The following is a 20091-nucleotide window of genomic DNA, read 5'->3' as shown; positions in this document are numbered from 1 at the left end:
GGGACCGCCCCTGTGGCCCAACGGTTAGAGGCGGGCTCCCTAAAAGAGCTTCATCGTGTCGGTTCAACTCCGACCAGGGGCACCGCGACCAACGTCACGGTCATCGTTATGTGTCCGCGACCCGCGCGGGGGAACGATCGTCGGCGCCGTCGCGTCTACCATCACGAGGACCGGTGGCGGCCCGGATGGAGGACACCAGTGGAAAGCAGGAACCCCGCGTTCCGGGGCCAGAACTTCCGCCAGCGCGCGGGCGCGTACAACGGGTACGGCGCCCCGGAGACGCTGCCCGGCGGTCCGGCGTACGCGCCGTCCCGTCCCATGACCCTGGACGACGTCGTCGTCCGCGGCTTCTTCACGCTCGGCACGCTGGTCGTCGCGGCGGCGCTCACCTGGGCGCTCGTCCCGACCGCGGCGGCGGCGCCGGTGCTGGTGGTCGCGACGATCGCCGAACTCGGCATCTGGGCGTTCATCACGTTCGGGCGCAAGGCGAACGCGCCGCTCGTGCTGGCGTTCGCGGCCGTCTACGGCATCGTCGTCGGGGTCCTCAGCCACGCCTACAACGACCTCTACCACGGCATCGCGTTCCAGGCCGTCGTCGGCACCGCGCTCGCGTTCGGCGCGACGCTCGCCGTCCACGCGCTGCGGATCGTCCGGGTGACGCCCCGGTTCGTCCGGTTCGTCGTCGCGGCCGGGTTCGGGCTGATGGGCCTGATGATCGTGGACCTGCTCGTGTCGGCGTTCGGCGGCGACAGCGGCATCGGCATCCGCGACGCGTCCAGCCCGCTCGCCTACGTGTTCAGCGTCGTCGCGATCCTCGTCGGCTGCTTCTTCCTGCTGCTCGACTTCGACACGATCGAGCGCGGCGTCGCCGAGCGCGCCCCGGAGAACTTCGCCTGGTACTGCGCGTTCGGCCTGACGCTCAGCCTGGTCTGGATCTACCTGGAGCTGCTGCGCTTCCTGTCCTACTTCGCGGGCGGACGCAACTAGCCCGCACGGAAAAGGCCCCCGCCGGACGGATCCGGCGGGGCCTTCGCGTGGGGGGACGCGGGTCAGCTCAGGCGCTCCAGCACCATCGCCATGCCCTGGCCGCCGCCGACGCACATGGTCTCCAGACCGAACTGCTTGTCGTGGAACCGCAGGCTGTTGATCAGCGTGGACGTGATCCGGGCGCCGGTCATGCCGAACGGGTGGCCGACCGCGATCGCGCCGCCGTTGACGTTCAGCTTGTCGAGGTCGATGCCCAGCTCGTCCGCCGAGGGCAGCACCTGCGCGGCGAACGCCTCGTTGATCTCCACGAGGTCGATGTCGTCGATCGTCAGGCCCGCGCGAGCCAGCGCCTGCCGGGAGGCCTCCACCGGGCCGAGGCCCATGATCTCGGGGGACAGGCCGGTCACGCCGGTGGACACGACGCGCGCGAGCGGGGTGATGCCCAGCTCGGCGGCCTTGGTGTCGCTCATGACGATCACGGCGGCGGCGCCGTCGTTCAGCGGGCAGCAGTTGCCCGCCGTGATGGTGCCGTCCGGGCGGAACGACGGCTGGAGCGAGGACACCTTCTCGTAGGTGGTGCCGGGGCGGGGGCCGTCGTCCTTGGTGACGACCGTGCCGTCGGGGAGGGTCACCGGGGTGATGTCCTGCTCCCAGAAGCCGTTGGCGATGGCCTTCTCGGCGAGGTTCTGCGAGCGGACGGCGAACTCGTCCTGCGCCTGCCGGGTGACGCCCTTGAGGCTCGCCACGTTCTCGGCGGTCTGGCCCATCGCGATGTAGACGTCGGGGATGTTCCCGTCCGCGCGCGGGTCGTGCCACACGCCGGCGCCGCCCTCGGCGGTCTTGGCGGTGCGGGCCTTGGCGTCGTCGAACACCGGGTTCTCGGTGTCGGGCATGCCGTCGCTGCTGCCCTTGATGAACCGGCTGACGGTCTCCACACCGGCGGAGACGATCACGTCGGCCTCGCCGGCCTTGATCGCGTGCAGCGCCATGCGGGTGGTCTGGAGCGAGGACGAACAGTACCGCGTGATCGTCGCGCCGGGCACGTTGTCCCAGCCCAGCAGGACGGACACGACGCGGCCCAGGTTGTGGCCCTGCTCGGCGCCGGGCAGGCCGCAGCCGAGCAGCAGGTCGTCGATCTGGGACGGGTCGAGCTGCGGCACCTTCGCCATGGCGGCGGCGACCATCTGCACGGTCAGGTCGTCACCGCGGACGTCCTTCAGCGACCCCTTGAAGGCACGGCCGATCGGCGAGCGCGCGGTTGCGACGATGACAGCCTCGGGCATGTCGGGACTCCTTGGTCTCCTCTGGGCGGCGATCGTTGGTTACTCGCCGGTCGCTTGTGAATCTAGCGTTCCCGGTGCAGGCCCGTACATGTCGGGTGGCGCACATCATTGACACTTCGTCTAACAGTGCGGTGAGCACCGGGCCGCCGCCCAGCGGACAAACAGGACATTACGCCGGTCAGGCGGCCCCCGGAGTCGTCGGCGCGGGCTCCGGCACGCCCCGGCGGCGCAGCAGCGTGGCCCACCGGCCGCGCGGCCCCCGGTCGGTGCCCGCGACGCGCGTCCCCGCGACCTCGGTGCCCGGCTCGTCCGCCGCCTCCGCCGCCGCGAGGTAGACCGGCAGCACGCCCGTCCGGCGCCGGGGATCGGGCAGGACGTCGAAGTCCGGCTCCAGGTCCAGCGCCGCCGCCATCGACGGCAGCACCGCCATCGCCGCCGCCGCGTACCCGCGCGCCGACGGGTGGTACCGGTCCGCGCTGAACATCTCGCGCGGATCGGCGGCGAACTCGCGGCCGAGCAGGTCGCCGAGCGACACCGACCGGCCCCCGCGCTCCACCACCACGATCGTCTGCGCCGCCGCGAGCCGCCGGCTGGCGTTCTGCGCGATCCACCGCAGCGGCTGCCAGAGCGGCTTCACCGAGCCGAGGTCCGGGCACGTTCCGACGACGACCTCGCAGCCCGCCGCGCGCAGCCGCTCCACGGCCGTCGCCAGGTGCCCGACCGACTCGGCCGCCGGGATCCGCGCGGTGACGTCGTTGGCGCCGATCATGATGACCGCGACGTCCGGGCTCGCCGCCAGCGCCCGGTCCACCTGCTCGGGCAGCATCGACGACCGCGCGCCCGACAGCGCGACGTTGGTCAGCTGCACCGGCCGTCCCGCGATGGCCGACAGGCCCGCCGCCAGCAGCGCGCCCGGCGTCTCGTCCGGCTGGTGGACGCCGAGGCCCGCCGCCGTCGAGTCGCCCAGCATGACGAACGACAGCGGCGCGCCGGTGTCCGGCCCGAACACGCCGTCCGCGACCGGCGGCGGCGTGCTCGGCGTCGCCCTGATCATTTTCTTGGCCAGCCGCGCCTCGACCAGGACCAGCCCGATCGTCAGCCCGCCGACGGCGGTGATCCCGCCGCCCCCGTACGCCGCCGCGGCGGCGATCCGCCGCGCCCGCAGAGCCCTCAGCAACCTCATCCTGCCACCTCCGCCCACCCGACCCCGTACGGCGGTGATGCCCGCGAACGCCGTTCTGGGTTACCGTCGGAAACTGGAATCTATCCGAAACCGCATCCCCGACCCTCGCAGTACACGCGGGCTGAACAGGGATGTAACACGATGAAACGATCAGCGCCAGGGGCGCTCGTCCGGCAGGGGGAGTCGCGATGCAGGTGAACGATTCGCTGGTCGAACTGATGGGGAACACGCCGCTCGTCCGGTTGCGGCGGGTCGTCGCGGGGGCCCGTCCGCAGGTCCTCGCCAAGGTCGAGTACTTCAACCCGGGCGGCTCGGTGAAGGACCGGATCGCCGTCCGGATGATCGACGCGGCCGAGGCGTCCGGCGAGCTGCCGCCCGGCGGGACGATCGTGGAGCCCACGTCCGGCAACACCGGCGTCGGCCTCGCCATCGTCGCGCAGGAGCGCGGCTACCGGTGCGTGTTCGTCTGCCCCGACAAGGTCGCCCGCGACAAGATCGACGTGCTGCGCGCCTACGGGGCCGAGGTCGTCGTGTGCCCGACGGCCGTGTCGCCCGAACACCCCGACTCGTACTACTCGGTGTCGGACCGGCTCGCCGCCGAGATCCCCGGCGCGTGGAAGCCGAACCAGTACGCCAACCAGAACAACCCGGACTCGCACTACGCGACGACCGGCCCGGAGATCTGGGCGCAGACCGACGGCACCGTGACCCACTTCGTCGCGGGCATCGGCACCGGCGGGACGATCACCGGCACCGGGCGCTACCTCAAGGAGGTGTCCGGCGGGGCCGTCCAGATCATCGGCGCGGACCCGGAGGGCTCGGTCTACTCCGGCGGCTCCGGCCGTCCGTACCTGACCGAGGGCGTCGGCGAGGACATCTGGCCCGAGACCTACGACCGGACGATCTGCGACGACGTCATCGCCGTCTCCGACAAGGACTCCTTCCTCATGACGCGGCGGCTCGCCCGCGAGGAGGGGCTGCTCGTCGGCGGGTCCTGCGGGATGGCGGTGGTCGCGGCCCTGCGCGTCGCCGCGAGCGCCCCGGACGACGCGGTGATCGTCGTCCTGCTGCCCGACGGCGGACGCGGCTACCTCAGCAAGATCTTCAACGACGAGTGGATGGGCCAGCACGGGTTCAGCGAGGACGCGACCGCGGAGGCGACGGTCGGGGACGTCCTCGCGCAGAAGGCCGAGGCGCAGTCCGACGGCATCCCGAACTTCGTCCACATGCACCCCACCGAGTCGGTCGGCGAGGCGGTGAAGGTGCTCCGCGAGTTCGGCGTGTCGCAGATGCCGGTCGTCTCGCCGGGCGCGGGGCACCCCGACGTGATGGCCGGCGAGGTCATCGGCGCGGTCGAGGAGCGGGTGCTGCTGCACGCCCTCTACGCCGACCAGGCCGGGCCGGACGAGCCGCTGGAGAAGCACATGAGCCCGCCGCTGCCGGTCGTCGGGTCCGGCGAGCCGGTCTCGCGGATGGTGTCCGTCCTGGAGGGCCGGGACGCGGCGGTCGTCCTGGTGGACGGCAAGCCCACGGGCATCGTCACCCGCCAGGATCTGCTGGCCTTCTTCGCGAACGGCTAGTCGGCGGCGCCGGGGGACGGGTCGTCGTGCTTGGGCGGCAGCCAGCCGGTCCCCTCGCACGGGCGGCAGTTCTCCGGCGACACCGCCGTGGTGATCTCCCCGGCCTGGACGGCGGCGCGCGGGACGGGCCGCACGCCCGCGCCGCCGCAGCACGGGCAGAGCATGTGGATACCTGCCGGAATCATCCGCACCCGCTGTTCCTGGACATGGCCAGGACGGTACGGCAGTCGACCAATCCTTTGCGAACTCCTGTCTGAACCCTTGCCGTTCAGCGGACGACGCGGAAGCGCTGGTTGGTGGCCAGCGGCGCGTGCGACACCGCGACGCGCTCCAGCCGGACCCGCGTGCCGCCCGGGTGGTCGAACAGCCGGACGCCGTCGCCCAACAGGATCGGCGCGGTCATCACGAGGATCTCGTCCAGCACGCCCGCGGCCAGGCACTGCCGCGCGATGTCCGCGCCGATCACGTTCACGTACTTGTCGCCCGCGGCGGCCTTGGCGGCGGCCACGCCGGACTCCAGGTCGCCGACGAACGTCACCTCCGGCACGGACATCTCGGGCACGTGGTGGGTCACGACGAACTGCGGCCCGTCCCAGCCGCCGCCGAACGCCTTGCCCTCCTTCTCGGTGCCGCGGTGCGGGTCGTCGCCGCGGAACGACCGGTTCCCGATCAGCAGCGCGCCGATCTCCGCGATGACGTCCGCCACCGCCGGGTTCGGGCCGATGAGGTCGGTCAGCCAGGACATGTCGCCGCCCGGACCGGCGATGAAGCCGTCCAGCGACGCCGTGCAGGAGTACAGGATCTTCGCCATGCCCCGATGATGCCCGCCGGGTCCGACAGTCGCGTCAGGCGCGCGCGAACGGGCCGTCCAGCGCCGCCCACTGGAGCAGCATGATCGTCTTGGCGTCGGTGATGCCGCCGTCGCGGGTCATCGCGAGCGCCCGCTCGAACGGCAGCTCGACGACCTCGATGTCCTCGCCCTCCTCGGCGAGCCCCGTCACGCACGCGATGTGCGGCTCGCCCTCGACCGGCGCGGCGTAGCAGTGGACGATCTCGGTGACCGACCCCGGGCTCATGTACGCGTCGAGGACGTGCTCCGGCTCGCCGATGACGTACCCGGTCTCCTCGGCGGTCTCGCGGCGGATGGCGTCCTCGGGCCGGTCCTCGTCCAGCAGCCCGCCGGGCGTCTCCAGCAGCATCCCGTCCGGATGCCCGTTGACGTACGCCGGGTAGCGGAACTGGCGGATCAGCACGACCGTCCGGCGCGCGCGGTTGTAGAGCAGGATCGTCGCGCCGTTGCCCCGGTCGTGGGTCTCGCGCTCGTGGGTCGTCCAGCGCCCGTGCCGGTCCTGGTAGTCGAAGACGGTGTTGCGCAGCACGTACCAGTACGACGACAGAACCTGCACGTCGCGCACCTTCACCCGCGGATTCCCGGTGAGGTCCCGCCCCGCCCGGTCCAGCCCCGTCCGCCCCCGCCGATCCGGCGTGTCGATCCCTTCGGTCACCGTCCCGACCCTAACCGCCCGCCCCCGCCACGACCACGAAGTGAGACCCGCCTCGCACAAACCCCACCCACCGCGCGCCCACCGCGCCAGAGCGCGGCGCGCGCGGCGGGGTGTCCGTGCGCGCGGCGGGGGCGGAGAGGGGCGTTCGGGACGGGAAAAGCCTGGGGCGCGAGCCGTTAGGCGAGCGCCCCAGGCTGGGGTCTTTCCAGGTGAGCCGGGAGGTGGGGCGGGGGAAATGGGCGGTGTTTCCGGCCCGTCCCTCCTCCCGGCGGTCTTTCAGCGGCGGAGGCCCGTGGCCACCTGCCAGTCCTCGTCCTCGCCGGCCGGGGCCTGCTTGGGGGCGTCGCCGTGGCCCGGCCACCAGGCGCGGTGGCCCAGCATCGCCGTCAGGCCCGGCACGAGGAACATCGACATGACGAACGCGGCGATCGAGATGCCGATGGCGACCGAGAAGCCCATCTGCTGGAGGAAGGACACCTTCGCCAGCATCATCACCGAGAACGTCCCGGCGAGGATCAGGCCCGCCGCGGCGACCGTCGGGCCGCCGTGCTGGACGGCCAGCGCCGCCGCCTCGCGCGGCTCGTGGCCCTCCTTGGCCTCCTCGCGCAGCCGCGCGGTCATCAGGATGTTGTAGTCGGTCCCGATGGCCAGCACGAACAGGTAGAGGATGATCGGCAGCTGGAAGGTCACCCCGGCCTCGCCGAGCCCGCCCTGGAAGACGTACACGGCGCTGCCGAGCGTGGACGCGAAGCCGACGAGCACCGCCGCCACCAGGTACACCGGGGCGACCACCGACCGGAGCAGCAGCGCGAGGATCACCGCGATGAGCACCGCCGCCACCGGCAGCGTGACCGACAGGTCCCGGTTGTTGACGGTGTTGATGTCCGCCCACAGGGCCGTCTCACCGCCGACGTAGGAGCGCATCCCGTCCGGCGTGGCCTTGTGGACGGCCGGCCGCAGCTTGTCCTTCACCAGCACGACGGACTCGTTGGCGACCGGGTTCTTCTTCAGCAGCAGGTCCACCCGGACGACGCTCTTGTCCAGCGGCGCGGGGACGGGGTCCTGCACCCGGGCGACGCCGGGGGCGCCGCCGGCCGCCGAGCGGAACGCGGCGACCTGGGCGTCGGTGGCGGGCGAGCCGTCCGTGGTCTTCAGGTAGACCTGGACGGGCTTGGTGAGTCCGGGCGGGAAGCCCTTCTCCATGTCCTTGGTGGCCTGCGCGGACTCGGTGTCCTGCGGGAACCCGGACGCGAAGTCGTAGTCGGCCTTGAACCCGAACACCCCGGCCGCGAGGACGAGCATGAGCCCGCCGGACACGACCGCCGCGAGCCACGGACGCCGTCCGACGCCGCGCCCGATGGACGCCGAGATGCGCGCCTTCGGCTGCTTCTTCCACGACTTGGACGGCCAGAACACCGCCGTGCCGAGCAGCGAGATGATCGCCGGGAACAGGGTCAGGGCGGTGATGCCCATGAACAGGACCGCGATGGCGAGCGACGGCCCCCACGCCTTGAACGCGCCGAACGTGGCGAGCAGCAGGACGAGGAACGTCACGGCGATGGCGGCGGCGGCGGAGGCGATGACCTCGCCGACGCGCTCCACCGACTGGATCATCGCGGTCTTCTTGTCCTCCCCGGCCCGCAGCCGCTCGCGGTAGCGGAACAGGAGGAACAGGTAGTAGTCGGCGCCGACGCCGAACAGGACGATCAGGATGATGATGCTGAGGCTGTCGTCGCTGGAGAAGTTCAGCACCTTCGACGCGGCCCCGACGAGCCCCATCACCACCTGCATCGTGATACTGATCACGATCAGCGGCAGGACGGCGGCGATCGGCGCCCGGAAGATCAGCAGGATCAGCCCGATGATCAGGACGAACGTCGCGATGCCGACGATCTCGAAGGACTGGTTGAACGAGTCCTCGTTGTCGACGAACCCGGCGACGTCACCGCCGACCTTGGCCTCCAGCCCGCTGCCCGACAGGAGCTTCGGCAGCTGGAGCCGGATGTCCTTCACGGCGTCGGCCTGCTTCTTGCTGTCCTCGGTGCTCGTGCCCTTCATGCCCACGACGACGACCTGGACGGCCTTGTTGGGAGCGACCGTCTCCTTGGACGTGGAGACGGCGGTGACCGTGGGGTACTTCTTCGCCTGCAGCGCCGCGGCCGTCTGGCCGACCTTCGCGACGTCCGGCGTGGTCAGCGTCCCGCCGTCGGAGCGCTTCACGACGATCACGGTCGTCTGGTCGGCCTGCTGCGGGAACGCCTTCTGGGCGACCTTCATCGCCTGCGCCGACTCGTACTTGGACGGCAGGAAGTCGCCCTGGTCGGACTTGGTCGAAAGCTTCGGCGAGAACGCGATGACGACCACGGCGACGACCAGCCAGCTCACGATGGTCCACCACGGATGCCGCACGACGAAGCGTGCGAGACCAGCGAACATGGTTGATCCTTACTCGGGGGGTTGGGCTCTGTATCTCCACAAACGGTAAAGAACGAAAGCGCATGACGGCTCACCCCACAAGCCCATTTTCGGGCTGATACCTCGGGTGGACCCCTCTCATCCTTCGGGAGGGGCGCCGGGTCGCTAGCCTCATACGCATGGACAACGACGTGCGGCGATCCTTCGAGACGCTGGCCATCCACGCCGGGCAGGAGCCGGACGCGACGACGGGCGCGGTCGTCCCGCCGATCTATCAGGTGTCGACCTACAAGCAGGACGGCATCGGCGGCCTGCGCGGCGGTTACGAGTACTCCCGCTCCGCCAACCCGACCCGGACGGCGCTGGAGACGTGTCTCGCCGAGATCGAGGGCGGGACGCGGGGCCTGGCGTTCGCGTCCGGCCTCGCCGCCGAGGACGCGCTGCTGCGCGCGGTCTGCCGGCCCGGCGCCCACATCGTCATCCCCGACGACGCCTACGGCGGCACCTACCGGCTGATCGCCAAGGTCGCCGAGCCGTGGGGCGTGTCGTTCGACCCGGTGCCGCTCGGCGACATCGCGGCCGTGCGGGCGGCGATGCGGCCCGAGACCGTGCTGATCTGGGCGGAGACGCCGACCAACCCGCTGCTCGGCATCGCCGACATCGCCGCACTGGCGAGCGTGGCGCACCAGGCGGGCGCGCTGCTGGCGGTGGACAACACGTTCGCCTCGCCGTACCTGCAGCGTCCGCTGGCGCTCGGCGCGGACGTGGTCGTCCACTCGACGACCAAGTACATCGGCGGCCACTCCGACGTGGTCGGCGGCGCGCTGGTCACGGCCGACAACGTGCTCGGCGACCAGCTCGCGTTCCACCAGAACGCGATGGGCGCGGTCGCGGGGCCGTTCGACGCGTGGCTGACGCTGCGCGGCGTGAAGACCCTCGCCGTCCGGATGGACCGGCACTGCGCCAACGCCGAGCGGGTCGTCGGGCTGCTGACCGCGCACCCGCGCGTCCGGGAGGTGCTGTACCCGGGGCTGCCGGACCACCCGGGGCACGACGTCGCGGTGAAGCAGATGGCGAAGTTCGGCGGCATGGTGTCGTTCCGGATGGGGTCGGCGGCCGAGGCCGTCGCGGTGTGCGAGAACACCAAGCTGTTCACGCTCGGGGAGTCGCTCGGCGGCGTGGAGTCGCTGATCGAGCACCCGCACCGGATGACGCACGCGTCGGCGTCGGGCTCGCCGCTGGAGGTGCCGGACGACCTCGTCCGGCTGTCCGTCGGCATCGAGGACGCAGGCGACCTGCTGCGCGACCTGGAACGTGCCCTGGGCTGACGCCAACCGGACTGCCCTTCCCGGACGACGCTTGATCAAACATCTATGCTGGGCGCGTCGGGCTTCCTCCGGAAAGGGCCGCGGGTGCGCAGAGCAGTGGTGTGGGGTGCGGTGCTGACCGCGGTCGGCGCGGGCGCGGCGGGGCTCGTCCCGCCCGGCGCGGCGGCGTCCCCGGCGGTTCCGCCGGGCGGCGGCTCGGTGGCGGCGGGCTCGGCCGTCATGGTCACGCCGGACCTGCCGAAGTTCCGCACCTACGCCTACGGCAAGAACGCGCGGCAGCGGCTGGACGCGTACTGGCGCGCGCCGGTGAAGTCGGCGCGCGCCAAGCCGGGCCCGGCGGTCCTGCTGCTGCACGGCGGCTACTGGATCGAGGGCGACAAGCGGGACTGGAAGTACGTCGCGCGCCGCCTCGCCGGGGACGGCTTCACGGTCTTCGCCGCCGACTACCGGCTCGCCGGGCCGCACGCGGTGTGGCCCGCGCAGCGCGACGACGCCCTGGCCGCGCTGCGGTTCGTCAAGAAGAACGCCAAGCGGTGGAACGTCGACCCCGGCCGGATCGCGGTGGTCGGCTCGTCGGCGGGCGGGATGCTCGCGACGCAGCTCGGCACCTACGGCGAGGGCGCGAAGCAGGTGCGGGGCGTGGTCGCGCTGTCGCCCGTCAACAACCCCTACCTCGCCTTCCGGCAGGGGGAGGCGCCGGACGCCTCGTCCCGCCAGGCCAAGCTGCGCCGCGCCGTGGTGGACCTGCTCGGCTGCGTCCCGGGCGCCGTCCCGGGCACTGAGGACGACGACCTGTGCTGGGGCCGCGCGGACGACGCCGACGCGGCCGTGCACGCGTCCGCCGGCGACGCGCCGATGCTGCTGATGCACGCCGCCGGGGACTTCGTGCCCGTCACGCACAGCACCGAGCTGGCGAGCGCGCTGCGCGCCGCCGGGGTGGCCGCGACCGTCCGGACGGTCGCGGGGAACGGGCACGGCACCGCGCAGCTCGGCGACCCCGGCGTCTACTCGCGCATCCTCGCGTTCCTGCGCGCCCGCACCCGCTGACGCGGCGCCCGGGGTTGCACCCGGAGCGGCGCTCCGCATAGATTCCGGAGCAGTGTTCCGGAAACGGCGGGGGGATCACCCATGCGGGCTGTGCGCGTCCACACGTTCGGCGACCCGGACGTCCTGCGCCCGGACGAGGTGCTCCGGCCCGAGCCGGCGCCCGGCGAGGTGCTGATCCGCGTCCACGCGGCCGGGGTGAACCCGGCGGACCTGTACGCCCGGCGCGGCTTCCCGAACATCCCGCCGGACCTGCGGCCGGAGATCCGGCTGCCGTGGACCCCCGGCGGGGACGTCTCCGGCGTCGTCGTGGACACCGCGCCGGACGTCACCGCGTGGCGCCCGGGCGACCGGGTGTTCGGGCTCGTCCGGTTCGGCGACATCAACAACGGCGGACGCGCGTACGCCGAGTACACCACCGCCCCGGCCGACCACCTGGCCCGCGTCCCGGACGGGCTGGACCACGTCCCCGCGGCGGGCGTCCCGATGGCGGGCCTCACCGCGCTCCAGATCATGTTCGAGGTCGCCGCGCTGCCGCCCGGCAAGAAGGTGCTGGTCAACGGCGCGGCGGGCGGGACGGGCCACTTCTTCGTCCAGCTCGCCAAGACGCGGGACGCGCACGTCGTCGCCGTCGCGTCCGGCCGCCACGAGGCGTTCCTGCGCGACCTCGGCGCGGACGAGTTCATTGACTACACGACCACCGACGTCGCGACCGCCGTCCGCGACGTGGACCACCTGTTCGACGCCGTCGCCGGGCCGGACGCGTACCGCCTGCTGCCCGTGCTCCGCGACGGCGGCGTCATCTCCCCGATCTACCTCGGCGACTACCACCCCGAGGAGGCCGCCGCGCGGGGCATCACGTTCGCGGGCGGCCAGGTCCGCTCGGACGGCGCGGGCATGGCCGAGCTGGCGCGGCTCATCGAGTCGGGCGCCGTCCGGGTCGCGGTGGACAGCGAGTTCGCGCTGGCCGACGCGGCGTCCGCGCACGCGCACGGCGAGCGCGGCCACCTCCAGGGCAAGATCGTCCTGCGGGTGGACTAGCCGTTCCAGACCATCAGGACGAGGATCACGAGCCACAGCAGCGCGACGATCCCCGACAGCGCGGCGATCCGGCCGCGCTCGGCCACCGCGACGTCGCCGGCGTCCTTCTCCTCGCCCGCGCCCTCGCGCTCGGTGAGCAGCTTCACCGCGTGCCCCTGGTCGCGGACGACGACGAGCAGCAGCGCCAGCGACACGACGAACAGCGTCATCGACACCGACAGCCACGCCTCGGAGAACGCGCCCTCGGCGAGGAACAGGCCGAACAGGAAGATCCCGAGCGTCCCGAGCCCGTAGATCTGCGTCGTGCGGTGCAGATAGCGGACGACCGTCACGTTGCCCTGCCGGATGTACCGGGGCGTGGACATCGTCGCGGCCGTCAGCGGCCCGAGCGTGAAGATGGCGAAGCCGACGTGCAGGACGAGCAGCAGGCGATCGGAGGTCGACATGACGACCAACCTAACCTGTCCCGGCCCGGTGTCACCCGGCGGCGCGGCGCCGCGACCGGCGCACCCGGAGGTAGTCGCTCACGACGTACTCGCCGAGCCGCTCGGCGTCCGGCGCGAACACCCGGCCGCCGTTGCGGCGCGCGACCTCCTCCACGAACGACACGAGGCGGCGGTCGTCGGCGAGCATGAAGAAGTTCATCCCCGCCCCGCGCCGCGTCATCTTGTCGACCTCGGACATCGTCAGGACGAGCGTGTCGGGCGACGGCGGGTAGTCGAACCGGGACCGTCCGTCCGGCCGCAGGTGCGCGGTCGGCTCGCCGTCGGTGACGATCAGGACGATCGGCTCGAAGTCCGGATGCCGGTCCAGATGCCGTCCGGCGATCATCAGCGCGTGGTGCAGGTTCGTGCCCTGGACCATGTCCCAGTCGAGCCCGGCCATCTCGGTGGGGTGCAGCGTGCGCGCGTAGTTGGAGAACCCGACGATCTGGATCGCGTCCTGCGGGTACTTGCTCGTCACCAGCGAGTGCAGCGCGAGCGCCGTCTGCTTGGCCGCGCCCCACGTCCCGCGCAGCACCATCGAGTACGACAGGTCCACCAGCAGGCACACCGCCGCGCCCGTGCGCCGCTCGGTCTCCTGCACCTCGAAGTCGTCCACGGCGAGCCGGACGGGCCGCTCCCCGGCGGTGCGGCGGATCGCGTTGCGGACGGTCGCGACGACGTCGAGCGGCTGCTCGTCCCCGAACCGCCACGGCCGCGTGGCGCCGGTCAGTTCCCCGGCCTTGCCCGCGTCCTGCTGGTCGTGGTCGCCCTGCCGGTCGCCGTCGAGCTGGGAGAACACGCGGCGCAGCGCGGTCTCGCCGAGCCGCCGGACGGCCTTCGGCGTCAGCTCCAGCTTCCCGCGCCGCCGCCGCAGGTAGCCCTGCCGCTCCAGCTCGGCCTCGATCCGGCGCAGCGCGGCGAGGTCGTCCACGGCGCGGCGGCCGAGCGCCCGCCGGACGGCGTCCTCGTCGATGTCGTCCAGCCGCGCGCCCGGATAGTCCTGCGCGAGCGCGGCCTCCAGCTCGGCGAGGTCGGCCAGCTCGGCGAGCGCGGACGTGGCGTCCCCGACGCCGAGCGCCGTGTCGCCGGTCATGTGCTCCGGGACGCCCCAGCCGAGGTCGGGCCGCCGGGCTCGTAGCGCGCCGGTGAGCCGTTCCATCTCCAGCGCCAGGCCCGCGTCCTGCATGACCTGGTCCATCAGGTCGGCCAGCTCGGCGCGCTGCTCGGGCGACAGCGACGCCATGAGCCGGTCCATCGCGGCGGCGCGGCGGGCGAGGATGTCGACCAGCTCGTCGAGGTTGCGCGGCTGCTCGGGGAAGAAGTCGCCGTACTCCTGCATGAAGCGGTCGAAGTCTTCGGGGGTGTGCTCGCCGCGCGCCTCGGCGTCCAGCATCTGGTTGAGCGCGGCCATCATGTCCTTGACCCGTTCCATCGCGGCCGGGTCGGGGTTCTGCATGGCCTGCCGCATGCCCTGGAACTGCGCGTCCAGGACGTCGCGGCGCAGCAGGTCCTTCAGCTGCTCGAACGTCTGCCGCGCGGCGTCGGACCGCCACTGGTAGTCCGACAGGCGGCGGACGGCCTGCGCGGTGTCGTCGGGCAGCGCGTCCAGCTCGGCCTCGCGCAGCCGCGCCTCGTCGCCCGGATCGGGGAACAGCTCGGCGCGCTCCTGCCCGACCGCCGTGTCCAGCAGTGCCCGGACGCGCTCCAGCGTGCCGTCCAGGCGCCCCCGGTCGCGGATCGCGCGGCGCCGCTCGCGGACCTCGCGCAGCAGGTCGTCCAGGCCGCGCCGGTCCCGGACGCCGGGCAGCCCCCGGCGCAGCATGTCCCGCAGGGCCTCGTCGGCGCGGGTGCCGTCCAGCACCGAGTCGCCGACCGCGTCGAGCGCCGACCGGACGTCGTAGGGAGGGGCCAGCGGATCCGGTCCGTCGTGGTAAGCCCCGTAGCGGTAACGGCTCATCTGCGCCTTCCCGTGCTCACGTCCGGTAGGTGGCCGTTCCGTCCGGGCTGTCGCCGACGTCCTTGGAGAGCTGGCGGGTCAGGAACATCCCCTCCAGCGCGAACTCGATCGCCGCGGCGGCCTGGCCGGGCGAGTCGCCGCTGAGCCCGAGGCGCTCCATCATCCGCGCCAGCCCGGGCACCGGCCCGACGCGGCGCAGCAGCTCGCCCGCGCCGACCAGCTCGCCGGACTCGACGCTCGCGCCGGCCTCGAACCGGGCGCGCAGCCCGTCCAGGTCGGCGGCGCCGAGCGTGCGGCGGAACGTCTCGGCGACCGCGCGGCGCAGCAGGTGCTCCAGCACCTCCTGCTCGCGGCCCTCCTCGCTGACCTCGAACTCCACCTTGCCGAGCAGCGAGGGGACGATCGCGGGCAGGTCGCAGACGCGGGCGACCGCGCGCTCCTCCCCGGCGAGCGCGGCGCGGCGCACCGCACCGGCCGCGACGGTCTCGGCCCCGGCGAGCGCAAACCGCGCCGACACGCCGGACCGCGCGTCCACGGCGGACGACTCCCGGACGAGCCGCGTGAACCGTCCGACCACCTCGATCAGGTGGCCGGGCACCTCGGCGGGCACGCCGCCGAGGTCGGCGAACTCGGCCTCCTGGCGGATCAGGTCCAGCTCGGTGTCCAGCGCGAGCGGGTAGTGCGTGCGGATCTCGGCGCCGAAGCGGTCCTTCAGCGGGGTGATGATCCGGCCCCGGTTGGTGTAGTCCTCGGGGTTGGCGCTCGCGACGAGCAGCACGTCCAGGGGGAGCCGCAGCGCGTAGCCGCGGATCTGGACGTCCCGCTCCTCCAGCACGTTGAGCAGCGCGACCTGGATGCGCTCGGCGAGGTCGGGCAGCTCGTTGATCGCGAAGATGCCCCGGTTGGTGCGCGGGACGAGCCCGTAGTGGACGGTCTCGGGATCGCCCAGCGTCCGGCCCTCGGCCACCTTGATCGGGTCGACGTCGCCGATGAGGTCGCCGACGGCGGTGTCGGGCGTGGCGAGCTTTTCACCGAACCGGTCGTCGCGGTGCCGCCACGCGACGGGCAGGTCGTCGCCCCGCTCGTCCGCGAGCCGCAGGCACCGCACGCAGACGGGCGCGTAGGGATGGTCGTTGATCTCGCAGCCGGCGACGACGGGCGTCCACTCGTCCAGCAGCCCGACGAGGGTGCGGATCAGCCGCGTCTTGCCCTGCCCGCGCTCGCCGAGCAGCACCAGGTCGTGCCCGGCGAGCAGGGCGCGTTCCAGGTGGGGGAGCACGGTGTCGTCGAAGCCGACGATGCCGGGGAAGCGCGGCTCGCCGGACCGCATCCGGGCGAGGAGGTTGTGGCGGATCTCCGCCTTCACCGTCCGCTGGACGTGGCCGCCGGCGCGGAGGTCGCCGAGCGTGGTCTCAGGAGGTGTGGTTGGACGCACGCGATCGACACTACGTCGCGGTCTACGGGTTCGCACCCCCTTACCGTCGGGCCACGAGGTGTTTGGGGAGGGGTGCCGCGACGGGGAGACTAGGAGCGTGGACGCAACCGGGAGAGGTGCCGATGGCGCGGTTCGGTGATGGCTTGGCGGTCGGGCCGGACCTGGTGTCCGCCGCCGAGGTCGCGGTGCGGCGGGCGCTGGACGGCCTGGACGCGGCGCCCGACCTGCTGTTCGTGTTCGTCTCCGGCGACGACCCCGAGCAGGCGGGCGCGGCGGCGCGGCGGGCGGGCGCGCTCGCGGGCGCCCGCGTCGTGCTCGGGTGCAGCTCGGCGGGCGTCATCGGCGGCGGGCGCGGCGTGGAGGGCGCGGGCGCGGTCAGCGCGTGGGCGGCGGTGCTGCCCGGCGCGCGGCTGGAGCCGTTCCGGCTGGAGACGCTGCGCGCGGGGGACCGGCTGGTCGTCGCCGGGATGCCCGAGACGCGGGCCGACGACGTCGTGGGCGTCCTGCTCGCCGACCCCTACGGCTTCCCGGTGGACGCGTTCGTGGAGCGGTCCGCCGAGGCGCTGCCGGGCCTGCCGCTGGTCGGCGGCCTCGCCGACGGAGAGCGCGGCGCGATCCGGCTGTTCGTGAACGGCGAGGTCCACGACGGCGGCGCGGTCGGGGTGGTGCTCGGCGGGCCGGTGACGGCGGCGACGGTGGTCAGCCAGGGCGCCCGTCCGATCGGCCCCGACATGGTGGTGACGCGCGCGGACGAGAATGTGCTGTACGAGCTGGCGGGCCGTCCGGCGCTGGAGAAGCTGGAGGAGATCGTCGCCGAGCTGCCCGAGGAGGACCGGGAGCTGGCCGGGCAGGGGCTGCTGATCGGCGTCGCGATGGACGAGTACGCCGACGAGCACGAGCGCGGCGACTTCCTCGTCCGGGGCGTGGTCGGCGCGGACGCCGAGGCGGGCGCGCTCGCGATCGGCGACGTCGTGGACGTCGGCCGCACGGTCCGCTTCCAGGTCCGCGACGCGTCCGCCGCCGACGACGACCTCACCGCGCTGCTCGACCGCTTCGACCTGGCGGTGGAAGGCGCCCTCCTGTTCTCCTGCAACGGCCGGGGCCGCGCGACGTTCGCCGACTCCGGCCACGACGCCCGGCTGCTCGGCCGCGCGTTCGCGGGCGCGGGCGTCGGCGGCTTCTTCGCGGCGGGCGAGATCGGCCCGGTCGGCGGACGCAACCACGTCCACGGCTACACCGCGTCCATCCTCGCCTTCGGCCCCGCCCCCGACGCTCCATGAGTTATGTGCTGGCGGTGGACGTCGGGGGGACGAAGCTCGCCGCCGCGCTGGTGGACGAGGCCGGGCGGCTCACCGGGTACCGGCGGATGGCGACGCCGTCCGGGCCGTACGTCGGCGCGGACGATCTGTGGCGGGCGTTGGTCGAGCTGCTGGACGAGGTGACCGGGCGGGTCGTGCCGGTGGGCGTCGGGGTGGGCTGCGGCGGGCCGATGATCTGGCCGGACGGGGACGTGTCGCCGCTGAACATCCCGTCGTGGCGGCGGTTCCCGCTGCGCGCGCGGCTCGCCGACCGGTATCCGGGCGTGCCGGTGCGCGTCCACAACGACGCGGTGTGCGTGGCGGTGGCCGAGCACTGGCGCGGCGCGGGGAAGGGGCACCGGAACGTGCTCGGGATGGTCGTCTCGACGGGCGTCGGCGGCGGCCTCATCCTGGACGACCGTCTCATCACCGGCGCGAGCGGCAACGCCGGACATGTCGGGCACATCGTGGTGGAGCCGGAGGGGCCGCCGTGCGCGTGCGGCGGCCGGGGCTGCCTGGAGGCCGTCGCGCGCGGGCCGGGCCTGGTCGCGTGGGCGCAGGCGCACGGCTGGCGGACCGGCGAGGAGATGACCGGCGTCGACCTCGCCGCCGACGCCCGGCGCGGCGTCCCGTCCGCCGTCCGCGCGCTGCGCCGGGCGGGCGGCGCGCTCGGCGTCGCGATCGCGTCCGCGACGCACCTGTGCGACCTGGACGTCGTCGCGATCGGCGGCGGGCTGTCCCAGGCGGGCGCCCCGCTGTTCGGCCCGCTCGCCGCCGCGCTGCGCGCCCACGCCCGGATGCCGTTCGCGGCGCGCGTCGAGGTCGTCCCCGCCGCCCTCGGCCAGGGCGCGGGCCTGGTCGGCGCCGCCGCGCTCATCCTGGCCGGCGACCGCTACTGGCCCGCGCCCTGAAGCCCGGCCGCGCGGTCAGCGGCGCAGCGTGACGAACTGGCCGATGACCAGTGGGAAGAACATCGCGCCGCCGCTGGCCGCGAACATGCAGAGGGCGTTGACCCGTCCGTTCATCGCGCCGCGCTGGTTGAGCATCGTGAACGCCGCCGGGAAGATCGACGCCATCGACAGGCCGAACGCGAACGTCCAGAACACGACGAACAGCGACGTCGACCCGAACAGCAGCAGCGCGGCGAGCGTCGTGCAGCACGCCGCGAGGCTGGTGAGCAGGATGCGCTCGGCGGGGGTCCGGCGGGCGATCGGCAGGCAGAGCAGCCGGCCGAGCGTCATCGCGATCCAGAACACCGACGTGTAGTACGCCGCCGTCCCGGACGAGTCCGTGATGCCCTGGTCGAGGGTGAAGGACGGCAGCCAGCCGGAGAAGCCGATCTCCGCGCCCTCGTAGAAGAAGAACAGGACCGCGACCGTCAGGACGATGCGCCGGTGCCGCGCCCGCAGGTCGGGTTCCTCGGGTTCGGGGGCGGTGGGGGCCGGGACGGGGAGCGCGCGCAGCCGGGCGACCAGCAGCACGGCCAGCCCGGTCATCGCCCAGTAGGCGAGGTGGAGCCCGCCGGTGGCGCCGAGGGCCTGCGCGATGAGGGCGGGCATCAGCAGCGAGCCGAGCCCGGCGAAGAACTGCGCCGCGTTGACGTACGGTCCCGCGCCCTCGCCGCGCTGCCGCATGAGCAGCGTGTTGGCCGTGACGAGGACGAAGATCTTGGACGCGCCGAGCGCCCACCAGCCGAGGACGAGCAGGAGCAGGGAGTCGGCCAGCGGGATCGCCGCCACGGCCGCCGCGAGGCCGCCGAGGCCGAGCGCCAGCTGGACGTGCGGGTCGAGGCGGTCGAACACGCGGCCCGCGAACAGCGAGCCGCAGACGGCCCCGACGGAGTCGGCCGTGAACAGCACCGACAGGGACGAGGCGGACAGGCCGGACGCGTCCGACAGCACGGGCAGCGACGGCCCGAGCATCGCCGATGTCGCGCCGACCATCGCGAAGCACACGAAGTAGGCGGTGGTGACCGACCGCGCCGCCGCGCCGCCGAGCCCCTTCTCTCTGGTTTCGAGCACATGACCTCCAAATCCGTCGCCGCCGGACCGCGGCATCGGTCGCCGTCCGGTCACCGGCGGGTGATCCGCTGTCTGGTGGCGCCGCCGGGCGCGTGCCCGGCCGGCGCCGCTTCCCCGGGGACGGGGACCCGCGCGCTGGAGGGATTCGCGCGGTATTCGCGCCGGGATGCTCCCGGAGACTTCATGTGCCGTTCCTGGGCGGCGGTGTTTGGAACGTTCCCACAGCGAGGCGAACAACGGCGCCCGCGCACTGCCGGTTTTTTCGGACGAGCACTCTCCCGAGCCGTCCGTACGAAACGGTCATTTTTCCTTCCTGCTGGTCTCACCTGGGACGTTGCCGGAGGTCGACCGCCTGTCGGGGAGCGGTGCACCGTTTTCGTCGGCAATGCCTATTTCCGTGGAGAAACTTTCTCCCACAAAACAAGGGTGGTATCAGCGCCGCTCCCGCGCAATGCCCTTGGCATTGATTGTCGGTGAGCAAATATTGGCGTCGCCCGGACGGGTCCCTCACTGCGGAAGTGAGTACAGG

General features: G+C 73.0%; 17 protein-coding genes and 1 tRNA gene. 8 read left to right on the top strand and 10 right to left on the bottom strand.

All coding sequences use genetic code 11. The features are described 5' to 3' along the window. Positions 1-6 precede the first annotated feature (6 nt). Together GQ466_RS19060 and GQ466_RS19055 are read left to right on the top strand one after the other, a co-directional pair. Positions 7-82 (top strand) — tRNA-Leu (locus GQ466_RS19060). Positions 83-198: 116 nt separating this feature from the next. Further along, on the top strand, positions 199-987 hold the full coding sequence (locus GQ466_RS19055) for a Bax inhibitor-1/YccA family membrane protein (RefSeq protein WP_161104309.1): 789 nt from the start codon (positions 199-201) through the stop codon (positions 985-987). A gap of 62 nt (positions 988-1049) precedes the next feature. On the opposite strand, the gene GQ466_RS19050 is transcribed toward GQ466_RS19055, so the two are convergent. Next, complete coding sequence (locus GQ466_RS19050) at positions 1050-2270, bottom strand: acetyl-CoA C-acetyltransferase (RefSeq protein ID WP_161104308.1); 1221 nt, start codon at positions 2268-2270, stop codon at positions 1050-1052. 178 nt (positions 2271-2448) lie between these two features. Next, positions 2449-3453 carry an SGNH/GDSL hydrolase family protein gene (locus tag GQ466_RS19045; RefSeq protein WP_161104307.1) on the bottom strand — a complete coding sequence of 335 codons (1005 nt, stop codon included), beginning with the start codon at positions 3451-3453 and terminating at the stop codon, positions 2449-2451. A gap of 188 nt (positions 3454-3641) precedes the next feature. Here GQ466_RS19045 and GQ466_RS19040 point away from each other — a divergent pair, with 188 nt between their 5' ends. Next, complete coding sequence (locus GQ466_RS19040) at positions 3642-5033, top strand: cystathionine beta-synthase (protein ID WP_161104306.1); 1392 nt, start codon at positions 3642-3644, stop codon at positions 5031-5033. Here the strand turns inward: GQ466_RS19040 and GQ466_RS19035 are convergent. The 4 genes from GQ466_RS19035 to GQ466_RS19020 form a co-directional block, all read right to left on the bottom strand. Then, the gene (locus GQ466_RS19035) at positions 5030-5224 is read right to left on the bottom strand and encodes a hypothetical protein (protein WP_161104305.1); all 195 of its coding nucleotides are present in this window, start codon (positions 5222-5224) and stop codon (positions 5030-5032) included. The two genes, GQ466_RS19040 and GQ466_RS19035, sit on opposite strands and share 4 nt — an antisense overlap. Before the next feature lie 77 nt (positions 5225-5301). Continuing rightward, positions 5302-5844 carry a dihydrofolate reductase family protein gene (locus tag GQ466_RS19030; RefSeq protein ID WP_161104304.1) on the bottom strand — a complete coding sequence of 181 codons (543 nt, stop codon included), beginning with the start codon at positions 5842-5844 and terminating at the stop codon, positions 5302-5304. Positions 5845-5878: 34 nt separating this feature from the next. Next, the gene (locus GQ466_RS19025; RefSeq protein WP_161104303.1) at positions 5879-6538 is read right to left on the bottom strand and encodes an NUDIX domain-containing protein; all 660 of its coding nucleotides are present in this window, start codon (positions 6536-6538) and stop codon (positions 5879-5881) included. Positions 6539-6814: 276 nt separating this feature from the next. Next, the gene (locus GQ466_RS19020; protein ID WP_161104302.1) at positions 6815-8974 is read right to left on the bottom strand and encodes an MMPL family transporter; all 2160 of its coding nucleotides are present in this window, start codon (positions 8972-8974) and stop codon (positions 6815-6817) included. A gap of 158 nt (positions 8975-9132) precedes the next feature. Between GQ466_RS19020 and GQ466_RS19015 the strand changes: the two genes are divergently transcribed. The 3 genes from GQ466_RS19015 (at position 9133) to GQ466_RS19005 (ending at position 12366) form a co-directional block, all read left to right on the top strand. After that, positions 9133-10281, top strand: a complete 1149-nt coding sequence (locus GQ466_RS19015) for a cystathionine gamma-synthase (protein WP_161104301.1) — start codon at positions 9133-9135, stop codon at positions 10279-10281. Between the two features lie 84 nt (positions 10282-10365). Continuing rightward, positions 10366-11328 (top strand): alpha/beta hydrolase, encoded by a 963-nt coding sequence (locus GQ466_RS19010; RefSeq protein ID WP_337193540.1) that lies wholly within the window; start codon positions 10366-10368, stop codon positions 11326-11328. Between the two features lie 81 nt (positions 11329-11409). After that, the gene (locus GQ466_RS19005; protein WP_161104300.1) at positions 11410-12366 is read left to right on the top strand and encodes an NADP-dependent oxidoreductase; all 957 of its coding nucleotides are present in this window, start codon (positions 11410-11412) and stop codon (positions 12364-12366) included. On the opposite strand, the gene GQ466_RS19000 is transcribed toward GQ466_RS19005, so the two are convergent. The 3 genes from GQ466_RS19000 to GQ466_RS18990 are packed head-to-tail and all read right to left on the bottom strand — an operon-like array spanning position 12363 to position 16243. Next, positions 12363-12812, bottom strand: coding sequence for a DUF2269 family protein (locus GQ466_RS19000; RefSeq protein WP_161104299.1), 450 nt, complete (start codon positions 12810-12812; stop codon positions 12363-12365). The genes GQ466_RS19005 and GQ466_RS19000 overlap by 4 nt on opposite strands. Positions 12813-12843: 31 nt before the next feature. Then, the gene (locus tag GQ466_RS18995; protein ID WP_161104298.1) at positions 12844-14808 is read right to left on the bottom strand and encodes a VWA domain-containing protein; all 1965 of its coding nucleotides are present in this window, start codon (positions 14806-14808) and stop codon (positions 12844-12846) included. Between the two features lie 16 nt (positions 14809-14824). Then, positions 14825-16243 (bottom strand): sigma 54-interacting transcriptional regulator, encoded by a 1419-nt coding sequence (locus GQ466_RS18990; protein ID WP_161104297.1) that lies wholly within the window; start codon positions 16241-16243, stop codon positions 14825-14827. 122 nt (positions 16244-16365) lie between these two features. Between GQ466_RS18990 and GQ466_RS18985 the strand changes: the two genes are divergently transcribed. Next, positions 16366-17523: an FIST signal transduction protein gene (locus GQ466_RS18985; RefSeq protein WP_161104296.1), complete on the top strand. Its 1158-nt coding sequence runs from the start codon at positions 16366-16368 to the stop codon at positions 17521-17523. After that, positions 17520-18452, top strand: a complete 933-nt coding sequence (locus GQ466_RS18980; RefSeq protein ID WP_161104295.1) for an ROK family protein — start codon at positions 17520-17522, stop codon at positions 18450-18452. Before GQ466_RS18985 ends, GQ466_RS18980 begins: the two co-directional genes overlap by 4 nt. A 15-nt stretch (positions 18453-18467) precedes the next feature. On the opposite strand, the gene GQ466_RS18975 is transcribed toward GQ466_RS18980, so the two are convergent. Further along, a complete protein-coding gene (locus GQ466_RS18975; RefSeq protein ID WP_161104294.1) occupies positions 18468-19562 on the bottom strand; it encodes an MFS transporter in 1095 nt (364 codons plus the stop codon). Positions 19563-20091: the final 529 nt, after the last annotated feature.

The sequence above is a fragment of the Actinomadura rayongensis genome, from assembly GCF_009831215.1.
Lineage (GTDB): Bacteria > Actinomycetota > Actinomycetes > Streptosporangiales > Streptosporangiaceae > Spirillospora > Spirillospora rayongensis.
Note: the sequence above shows the minus strand (reverse complement) of the source record. Positions and strands in the feature narration are given on the sequence as shown.

Excerpts from the sequence above, each read along its gene's own strand:
- GQ466_RS19050 (WP_161104308.1), bottom strand. The coding sequence starts at position 2,270 with ATGCCCGAGGCTGTCATCGTCGCAACCGCGCGCTCGCCGATCGGCCGT.
- GQ466_RS19045 (WP_161104307.1), bottom strand. The coding sequence starts at position 3,453 with ATGAGGTTGCTGAGGGCTCTGCGGGCGCGGCGGATCGCCGCCGCGGCG.
- GQ466_RS19040 (WP_161104306.1), top strand. The coding sequence starts at position 3,642 with ATGCAGGTGAACGATTCGCTGGTCGAACTGATGGGGAACACGCCGCTC.
- GQ466_RS19030 (WP_161104304.1), bottom strand. The coding sequence starts at position 5,844 with ATGGCGAAGATCCTGTACTCCTGCACGGCGTCGCTGGACGGCTTCATC.
- GQ466_RS19020 (WP_161104302.1), bottom strand. The coding sequence starts at position 8,974 with ATGTTCGCTGGTCTCGCACGCTTCGTCGTGCGGCATCCGTGGTGGACC.
- GQ466_RS19015 (WP_161104301.1), top strand. The coding sequence starts at position 9,133 with ATGGACAACGACGTGCGGCGATCCTTCGAGACGCTGGCCATCCACGCC.
- GQ466_RS19005 (WP_161104300.1), top strand. The coding sequence starts at position 11,410 with ATGCGGGCTGTGCGCGTCCACACGTTCGGCGACCCGGACGTCCTGCGC.
- GQ466_RS19000 (WP_161104299.1), bottom strand. The coding sequence starts at position 12,812 with ATGTCGACCTCCGATCGCCTGCTGCTCGTCCTGCACGTCGGCTTCGCC.
- GQ466_RS18995 (WP_161104298.1), bottom strand. The coding sequence starts at position 14,808 with ATGAGCCGTTACCGCTACGGGGCTTACCACGACGGACCGGATCCGCTG.
- GQ466_RS18985 (WP_161104296.1), top strand. The coding sequence starts at position 16,366 with ATGGCGCGGTTCGGTGATGGCTTGGCGGTCGGGCCGGACCTGGTGTCC.
- GQ466_RS18980 (WP_161104295.1), top strand. The coding sequence starts at position 17,520 with ATGAGTTATGTGCTGGCGGTGGACGTCGGGGGGACGAAGCTCGCCGCC.